Genomic DNA, 8,113 nt, shown 5'->3' with positions numbered 1-8,113 from the left:
GAGTACGCCACCGGACAGCGCCTCGGCTGGGGCGCCCGCCAGGAGGTGGACTTCACCCACCCCGCCTTCCGCTTCCACGCCGAGCGGATCATCCGGAAGATCGTCGCCCGGTACGCCGACCACCCGGCGGTCATCGGCTGGCAGGTCGACAACGAACCGGGCCTGCACCTCTTCCACAACCAGGGCGTCTTCCAGCGGTTCGTCGACCACCTGCGCGACAAGTACGGGGAGGTCGAGACCCTCAACCGCGAGTGGGGCCTGGTGTACTGGTCGCACCGCCTGTCGACGTGGGCGGATCTGTGGACGCCGGACGGCAACGTCCAGCCTCAATACGACGTCGCCTGGCGGGAGTTCCAGGCCCGCCAGGTCACCGAGTTCATCGGCTGGCAGGCGGACATCGTCCGCGAGTACATCCGCCCCGAGCAGTTCGTCACCACCTGCATCTCCTACACACGCCAGGGAGTTGAGGACGACGAGCTGTCCGCCCGGCTCGACATCGCCTCCGGCAACCCGTACTACGACATGCAGGACGGTCTCCTGCTCCCCGACCCCACGCCCGACGACCACGAGCAGAAGTGGAAAACCACTGGCGTCTGGTCGATGTACCAGACCGCGGACTGGATGTTCTCCTCCCGCCAGGAGCCGTTCCTGGTCACCGAGACCAACGCGAGTTCGATCGGTTTCGCGTGGGACAACCGCCCCGCCTACGACGGCCAGTGGCGGCAGGCCGCGTGGGCGCATGTGGCGCGCGGGGCGCGGATGATCGAGTACTGGCAGTGGCAGACGCTGCGTTTCGGCGCCGAGACCTACTGGGGCGGTGTCCTGCCGCACAGCGGACAGCCCGGTCGCGCGTACGCCGAACTCGCCCGCCTGGGAGCCGAGTTCGAGGAGGCCGGGCCGCTGGTGGCCGGGCTCGAACCGGACGCCGACATCACGATGGTCTACTCGACGCCGAGCAAGTGGCTCATGCAGAAGCACCCCCCGCTCGCCACCGCCGACGGCGACCCCGACCCCGCCGCCTACCACCGCATCTTCGACCCCTTCTACCGCGGCGCCTTCGAGGCCGGCCGTCAGGTGCGGATCGTGCACGCCCGGCAGCTGCACGACCCGCTCGGTGAGCGGGCGGGCCTGACACCGCAGGAGGCCGCACGCCGCCACCCCGTGCTGGTCGTACCGGGGTTGTACATCGCCGCCGACGCGACCCTCGACTGGCTCGCAGCCTATGCCGACGCGGGCGGTCACCTGGTCCTCGGACCGCGCACCGGATACGCCGACCACGAGGCCCGTGCTCGCCTCGAGCCGGCGCCCGGGCGCCTCACCGAAGCCGCGGGAGTCACGTACGACGAGTTCAGCAACCTCGCGCGCGACATCCCGGTCCACCCCGTCCCTGGCAGCCCGCTGCGGCTGCCACAGGAGGCGACGGCGACCCGCTGGGCCGACGGCCTGACCGTCACCGACGCCGAGGTGCTGGCCGCATACGGCCACCCGCACTTCGGCCGCTGGCCCGCGATCACCACCCGCCGCCACGGCGAGGGCCGCGTCACCTGCGTCGGTACGGTCCCGGGCCGTGCCCTCGCCCGCGCGCTGGCGACCTGGCTGACACCCTCCGCACACCACGGCTGGCGGGACCTCCCGGAATCGGTCACCGCGACGACCGGTACCTCCCCCGACGGGCGCCGCGTCCATGTCGTCCACAACTGGAGCTGGGAGCCCGCTCGTGTCTCCGCCCCCATGGCGTTGACCGACGTCCTGAACGGCACGTCCGTCCCCGCGGGCACGGCGCTGGACCTCGGCGCCTGGGACGTACGCGTACTCGTCTCCTGATCCGACCTTCGTGAGCATCACCGTGGCCATCCCCGAGGAGGGGCTATGCAGAGAAGAAGACTTGGGACAGCACTGGGAACGTTCGTCGCCGGATCAGCGATGCTGGCCCTGCCCATGAGCAGCGCGCAGGCGTACAACCCGACGGGCGGGATCATGTACCAGCTCGGCGATGAACCGTGCCTGAAAGGGCGGGGCAACTGCGCGGTCTACCCGAAGTCGGCGCAGTTGCCGAGCGGACGTCTGGTCGCGTCGTTCGAGAAGTCCACCGTCGTACCGGAGACGGGAAGCGCCGACAGACAGCCGCTCCCCGTCTACAAGAGCGACGACCACGGAACGACATGGCAGCCGCTGTCGGAGGTCAAGGCACCGGCGTACCTGTCCAGGCATCCTCGGTATGCGAAGTACACCAGCAACTGGACGAACCCGTATCTCTACGTGCTTCCGCAGGACGTCGGCAACCTGAGGAAGGGAACGCTGCTCCTCGCGAGCGTCGTGTCGGGCGACGACCACTACTACAAGGAGCGCAAGGCAGCCGATCCGAACTGGACGCCGTCCAACGACGGAGACCGCAGTGACATGGCGATCGCCCTGTACTCCAGCACCGACGACGGTGTGACGTGGAACGTCGTCAACGTCGTCGCCACCGGCGGCTGGCAGGGCGGCAGCGCGGGCGCGATCGGCCGGAACGTCGCCGCCGCGAACACGTACAAGCAGGTGGATCCCCTCTGGGAGCCGTACCTGATGGTCCACAACGGCAAGCTCGTCTGCTACTACTCCGACGAGAACGACTATCTCGGATTTGACCCGGTCACCGGCGTCCCGACCCTGGACCCCGCGAACGACACCGCTCCGGACTCGCACGGCCAGATCCTCGTCCACAAGACCTGGAACGGCCGCAGCGCGCAGTGGAGCGAGCCCGTCGTCGACGTCGCGGGCCTGACCCAGGACATGGGCGGCGGCAAGACGCAGATCGGGGGCGGACGGCCGGGCATGACGAACGTCGTCCCGACGACGGACGGCAAGTGGCTGCTTCCGTACGAGTACTGGGGCGGTGGGGTCAACACCCGATACGTCATCGCCGACGATCCGCTGAAGTTCTATGCCGGTTCTTCGGGCAACCCCGTCACCTCGTTGCCGGTCGACGCCGGTTCGCGTCCGCTCGCGGTGAACGGCAGCCCGGTCATCATCCGGCTCCCCGACGGGCGCCTGGTGTACAACGCCGCCGGCAGCGGCAACGTCTGGGTCAACGAGAGCGGACGCAGCGACGGCGTGTGGAAGGAGTACCAGACGACTTCGCGGGCGGGCTACAGCCGCAACCTGCAGTACGTCGCAGGCACCGGCCGCATCGCGATCCTCAACAACCAGGACACGTCGACGATCGCCTACGCCGAGGTAGATCTCGGCCGCTCGGAGGGCGCCTACTACCAGCTGGTGAACCGCAGGACCGGCCAGGTGATCGGCACCGGGAACAAGACCAACGACGCGAACATCGGCAACGGAGACGTTCCTGACGTCCGCCTTGAGGACGCCGGTTCGGCGGCGAACAAGGACACCCAGTACTGGCACGTGGTGACCGAGCCGCAGGGCGGCACGACGTTGCTGAACAAGTCCGGAGGCCGCGCGGCAGCCATCTGGACAGGGAACGCGACAGTCGGACAGAGGATCGGCCAGTGGGTAGACAACAGCGCCACCGGCAGCTGGAACGTCATCGAGACCGACGACGGATACGTCAAGTTCCAGGCGGTCAAGAACACCGACGTGTACTTGACCGGTGCGTCCCATGGCGCGGGGCTGACCCTGCAGAACACGGTCGAGGACGGCTCGCAGGAGTGGCAGCTCGTCCGGCAACCGTGACGCCGACTGCGGCTCAGGCCAGGGACTCGAAGTACGCCTTCTGCGCGGGGTAGTAGTCCTGGAAGTCGGGCCGGGGCCCGCCCGTGCGGGCAGCGGTGAGCATGTCCAGGTAGTACTCCCAGGCCGGGCCGGTCGCGCCGAGGTGTTCCGTGGAGGTGAGGTGGTGGACCAGCCGGAGCTCGGTGGCGGCTCGCTCCGGCTCGGTCACGCTGGCCCAGACGTCGTCGACGGAGGCGTGGTAGGTGCGGGTGCGGGTGAGGATCAGGTCGAAGCCCGTCGGAGTGCGTACGAGCCGGCCGCTGGGTTCGAGAGCCATGCCGTGTCCTCCTGGTGCTTGAGGTAAGGGGTGCCGGCGGGTTCGGAGCGTAGCCCATCAGTTACGCATTCGGTCAGGCAGCACCGGTCCCGCCGGCCGTCCCTCAGTCGCGCCTGCAGATCCGCACGCCGGGAAATCACTGGACATCGCCGAGACCGAAAGGTCAACGTTGGCGGCATGGCACAGGAGGAGATCTGGGACGCCGAGGCGGCCCGACGCTATGACACACCCGGCACCGGCATGTTCGCGCCCGAGGTCCTTGTGCCGACGGTGGACCGTCTCGTTGAACTCGCGGGCGGCGGAGCAGCGCTCGAGTTCGCCATCGGGACCGGCCGCGTGGCGGTCCCGCTCGCCGAGCGGGGGGTGCCCGTCACCGGGATCGAGTTGTCGCTGCCGATGATCCGTCAACTGCGAACCAAGGCGGACGAGTCGACGATTCCCGTGATCGTCGGTGACATGGCGACCGCCGTGGCCCCCGGGGGGTTCACGCTCGTCTACCTCGTCTACAACACCATCTCCAACCTGCTCACCCAATCCGAGCAGGTCGAGTGCTTCCGCAACGCCGCCCGCCATCTCACGCCCGGTGGCCGGTTCGTGATCGAGCTCTGGGTACCCGAGCTGCGCAAGCTTCCGCCCGGTCAGACCGCCACCGTCTATCATTCCGAGCCCGGCTACATCGGTCTGGACACCTACGACGTCCTGCACCAGCGCGTCGTCTCGCACCACTTCCACTTCGACGACACTCGTCAGGCCCGGCTGGAGCGCAGCCCGCACCGCTACATCTGGCCGGCCGAACTCGATCTCATGGCTCAGCTGGCCGGGTTCGAGCTCGAGTCCAGGCACGCGGACTGGATCGGCACCGAGTTCACCGCCGACGCACGTTCGCACGTCTCGGTCTACCGCATCCCACCCACCCGGTAGCCCTCAGAGGTACGGACACCTCCTGCGCCGGGATTCGGCCGCCGGCCCGACCCGCTTTGGACCACTCACACCGGTGCGCTTTGGCTCTGTCGGCCGGGCCATGGGTGGGGCACGGTGAGAGACCCTGGCCTTGAACCACTGTGGAGATGTCCCCTTGAATATCGCGTTCCTGCTGACCACCCTCGTGGTGGTGGTCACCCCCGGCACCGGCGTGGTGTACACCCTCGCTGCCGGGCTGTCCCACGGCCGGCGGGCGAGTGTGATCGCCGCGCTCGGCTGCACTCTGGGCGTCGTGCCGCATCTGGTGGCGACGATCACCGGTCTCGCCGCACTGCTGCATGCCAGTGCGGTCGCCTTCGAGGTGGTGAAGTACCTCGGTGTCGGCTACCTGCTGTACATGGCGTGGGCGACGCTGCGCGATGACGATGCGCTGGTCGTCGAGGCGGGGGCCGAGCCGCGTTCGGTGGGCCGCGTGATCGCCTCCGGGGTGCTGGTCAACCTGCTCAACCCGAAGCTGACGATGTTCTTCGTGGCGTTTCTGCCGCAGTTCGTCCCCGCGAGCGAACCAGGCTCCCTGGGTGTGATGCTCCGGCTCAGCACAGTGTTCATGGTGGTCACTTTCGTCGTCTTCGCCGCGTACGGGGTGTGCGCCGCCGCCGTGCGCCGTCAGGTTCTGGCCCGGCCGAAGCTGAGAAGGGGAATCCGCGGGGTGTTCGCCGCCTGTTTCGTGGGCCTGAGCGCGCGGCTGGCGGTGGCATGAGCATGCGTTTCCGGCACGCGGATGCCATCTGGCGCGACTATCCCGAACTCACCGCCGGCGCGCTGTGCGCCACCGGCGTCGGGTCCGCCGCGGACGTCGGCGAGCGGGTGGCCGCGTGGACGGCCCGCGCCGCGGACCGGCTGGCCGACACCGCCGAGGGCGCCTTCCCCGAAGTGCTCGCCTGGCGGCGGGCGTTCGCCAGGATGGGACTCAGGCCGACGCAGTACCGGTGCGCCGCGGAGGCGCTGCTGCGGCGGCTGCGCAAGGAGGGAACACTGCCGCGTATCCACCCGGTGGTCGACCTGTGCAACGCCCTCTCGGTGGCGTATGCCGTCCCGGTGGCGGTCCTGGACGCCGACCGCATCGCGGGCCCGCTGCTCGAGGTCCGCTACGCCGTCGGTGACGAGCCGTACACGGCCTTCGGCGGCGGGGCCGAGCATCCCGCGCCCAGCGAGGTGACCTTCGCCGACTCCGCCGGACGGGCCCACGCCCGCCGCTGGACCAACCGGCAGAGCGGCCACTCGGCGGTCGGTGAGCACACCAGCCGGATCCTTGTGGTGGCCGAGGCGATGCACGAGGGCGGCGCGCAGGCCGTACCGGAGCTGCTGAAGACGCTCGCCGAGGAACTCGCCGCACACTGGCCCGTCGACCCCGTCACCGCCGTCCTGACCCCGTCCACACCGGAGTTCACATTCGGTGACCGGGTCCGGCCGACGCTCGGGTGACACCGCGGCCGATGACACGATGGGCCAAGTGAGCAGCAGGAACGGGACCGGAGAGGGCGGCGGGATGGCAGAGGTGCCGGCGGACGGCGGGTCTGCCGTGTACGGCTCCGACTTCCTGCAGCTGGACGCGCGGGAGGCGCCCGCAGGCGGCAAGGCGGACTGGCTGGCGGGGCGGCTGCGGCAGGCGATAGCGGACGGCCGGCTGGCGGTGGGCAGCAGGCTGCCGCCCACCCGGGTCCTCGCCGCCGAACTGCGCCTGTCGCGCGGTGCGGTCACCGAGGCGTACCGGCAACTGACGGAGGACGGCCATGTCGAGGGGCGCCGCCGCGGCGGCACGGTCGTGGTGGCAGCACCCCTCGCGCCACCAGCGGCACCCGCACGGACGAGGCCGCCCGGCACACCCGGCCCGCTCCGCGACGGCGGCGGCGGCGAGCGGAGCGGGCCGGGCGCGCTGTTCGCCCGCGCGCCCGGTGCTGACGTCTTCGATGCGCTGCGCGCGGCCCACGCCCGTGTCGACTTCACCCCCGGCCAGCCCGACCTTGCCGCCTTCCCCCGCGCGGCCTGGGTACGTGCCGAACGGGCCGTACTGGCCGAGTTGTCCGTCGACCACCTCGGCTACGGCGACCCGCGCGGCGCCCCGCGGCTGCGCCGCGCCGTCGCCGACTGGCTGGCACACAGCCGCGGCATCCGGGTGGAGCCGGACGAGGTGCTGATCGTCGCCGGAACCGCACAGGCGCTCACCCTGCTCCACCCCGTGCTGCGCGCAGACGGCATCGACGGCGTGGCGGTGGAGGACCCAGGCTCGCTCGGCACCCGCCAACACCTGCAGAACGGAGGCCTGGCCACCCCACCGGTGCCGGTGGACGACGACGGCGTCCGCGTCGACGCGCTGCACGCGAGCGCAGCGCGCGCCGTCCTGCTCACCCCCGCCCACCAGTTCCCCACCGGCGTGGTCACCAGCGGCGAGCGGCGCCGCGAACTGCTGCACTGGGCGCAGGACGGCGGACTGATCCTGGAGGACGACTACGACGCCGAACACCGCTACGACCGGCCGCCGGTGCCCGCGCTGCGCGCACTGCTGGCCGACCAGGTCTGCTACATGGGCAGCGTGTCCAAGCTGCTCGCGCCCGCCCTGCGGATCGGCTGGATGGTGCCGCCACCCCGCTACCGCGACGCTCTCACCGACGCGAAACGCTTCGCCGACCTGGGCAACGCCGTGCTGCCGCAGCTCGTTCTCGCCCACCTGATGGAGTCCGGCACCCTGGACAGGCACCTGCGGCTGCTGCGCGGCCGGCACCGCCGCCGCCGCGACGCGATGATCGACGCCATCACCGCACACCTGCCGGGCGCACATGTGCACGGCGCGTCGGCCGGCCTGCACCTGACCCTCACCTACGCGCCCGAGGTCCCCGACACCGAACTCGCCGCCGCAGCCCTCGCCCGGGGCGTGAAATGCCAGCCACTCTCATGGCACCGGCAACAACCCGGCCGCCCCGGCCTCGTCCTCGGCTACGCCGCGAGCCCGACGGGCAGCATCGCCGAAGGGGTGGCGGCGATCGGCGAGGCGCTGCGTGAGCTGGCCTGACGCCTCGGACGGGCGGCGTTCCTGGATGAGCGGCTGAGAGCTGCCACGTCGGGCCACCACCCACTTGCCGGCCATTGAGCCCAGGACCGCCATGGCGATGAGCGTAGGCGCCGTCGCAGTCGCAGTCG

General features: G+C 70.5%; 7 protein-coding genes. 6 read left to right on the top strand and 1 reads right to left on the bottom strand.

Annotated elements, in window-relative coordinates; genetic code table 11:
• Both ACTWQJ_RS41205 and ACTWQJ_RS41200 read left to right on the top strand, forming a co-directional pair.
• Positions 1-1,824, top strand: a 1,824-nt coding sequence (locus ACTWQJ_RS41205) for a beta-galactosidase (RefSeq protein ID WP_443311544.1), incomplete at its 5' end; no start/stop codon positions are given.
• A gap of 45 nt (positions 1,825-1,869) precedes the next feature.
• Complete coding sequence (locus ACTWQJ_RS41200; RefSeq protein ID WP_443311543.1) at positions 1,870-3,678, top strand: RICIN domain-containing protein; 1,809 nt, start codon at positions 1,870-1,872, stop codon at positions 3,676-3,678.
• Positions 3,679-3,691: 13 nt separating this feature from the next.
• Here ACTWQJ_RS41200 and ACTWQJ_RS41195 read toward each other — a convergent pair whose 3' ends face one another.
• A complete protein-coding gene (locus tag ACTWQJ_RS41195; protein WP_443311542.1) occupies positions 3,692-3,994 on the bottom strand; it encodes a hypothetical protein in 303 nt (100 codons plus the stop codon).
• A gap of 177 nt (positions 3,995-4,171) precedes the next feature.
• Here ACTWQJ_RS41195 and ACTWQJ_RS41190 point away from each other — a divergent pair, with 177 nt between their 5' ends.
• The 4 genes from ACTWQJ_RS41190 (at position 4,172) to pdxR (ending at position 7,985) form a co-directional block, all read left to right on the top strand.
• The gene (locus ACTWQJ_RS41190; protein ID WP_443311541.1) at positions 4,172-4,915 is read left to right on the top strand and encodes a class I SAM-dependent methyltransferase; all 744 of its coding nucleotides are present in this window, start codon (positions 4,172-4,174) and stop codon (positions 4,913-4,915) included.
• 154 nt (positions 4,916-5,069) lie between these two features.
• Entirely contained in the window at positions 5,070-5,675 is a 606-nt protein-coding gene (locus ACTWQJ_RS41185; RefSeq protein ID WP_443311540.1) for a LysE family translocator, read from the top strand.
• Positions 5,672-6,400, top strand: a complete 729-nt coding sequence (locus ACTWQJ_RS41180) for a B3/B4 domain-containing protein (protein ID WP_443311539.1) — start codon at positions 5,672-5,674, stop codon at positions 6,398-6,400. The genes ACTWQJ_RS41185 and ACTWQJ_RS41180 overlap by 4 nt, the downstream gene beginning before the upstream one ends.
• A 64-nt stretch (positions 6,401-6,464) precedes the next feature.
• On the top strand, positions 6,465-7,985 hold the full coding sequence (gene pdxR / locus ACTWQJ_RS41175; RefSeq protein ID WP_443311545.1) for a MocR-like pyridoxine biosynthesis transcription factor PdxR: 1,521 nt from the start codon (positions 6,465-6,467) through the stop codon (positions 7,983-7,985).
• The last annotated feature ends 128 nt before the right edge of the window (positions 7,986-8,113 follow it).

It is taken from the genome of Streptomyces sp. KR55 (genome assembly GCF_052245645.1).
Taxonomy (GTDB): domain Bacteria; phylum Actinomycetota; class Actinomycetes; order Streptomycetales; family Streptomycetaceae; genus Streptomyces; species Streptomyces flavusporus.
This window is presented reverse-complemented; position numbering and strand designations above follow the sequence as displayed.

Bases quoted from the DNA above. Each gene is read 5' to 3' on its own strand.
- ACTWQJ_RS41200 (WP_443311543.1), top strand. From the start codon at position 1,870: ATGCAGAGAAGAAGACTTGGGACAGCACTGGGAACGTTCGTCGCCGGA.
- ACTWQJ_RS41195 (WP_443311542.1), bottom strand. From the start codon at position 3,994: ATGGCTCTCGAACCCAGCGGCCGGCTCGTACGCACTCCGACGGGCTTC.
- ACTWQJ_RS41190 (WP_443311541.1), top strand. From the start codon at position 4,172: ATGGCACAGGAGGAGATCTGGGACGCCGAGGCGGCCCGACGCTATGAC.
- ACTWQJ_RS41180 (WP_443311539.1), top strand. From the start codon at position 5,672: ATGAGCATGCGTTTCCGGCACGCGGATGCCATCTGGCGCGACTATCCC.
- pdxR (WP_443311545.1), top strand. From the start codon at position 6,465: ATGGCAGAGGTGCCGGCGGACGGCGGGTCTGCCGTGTACGGCTCCGAC.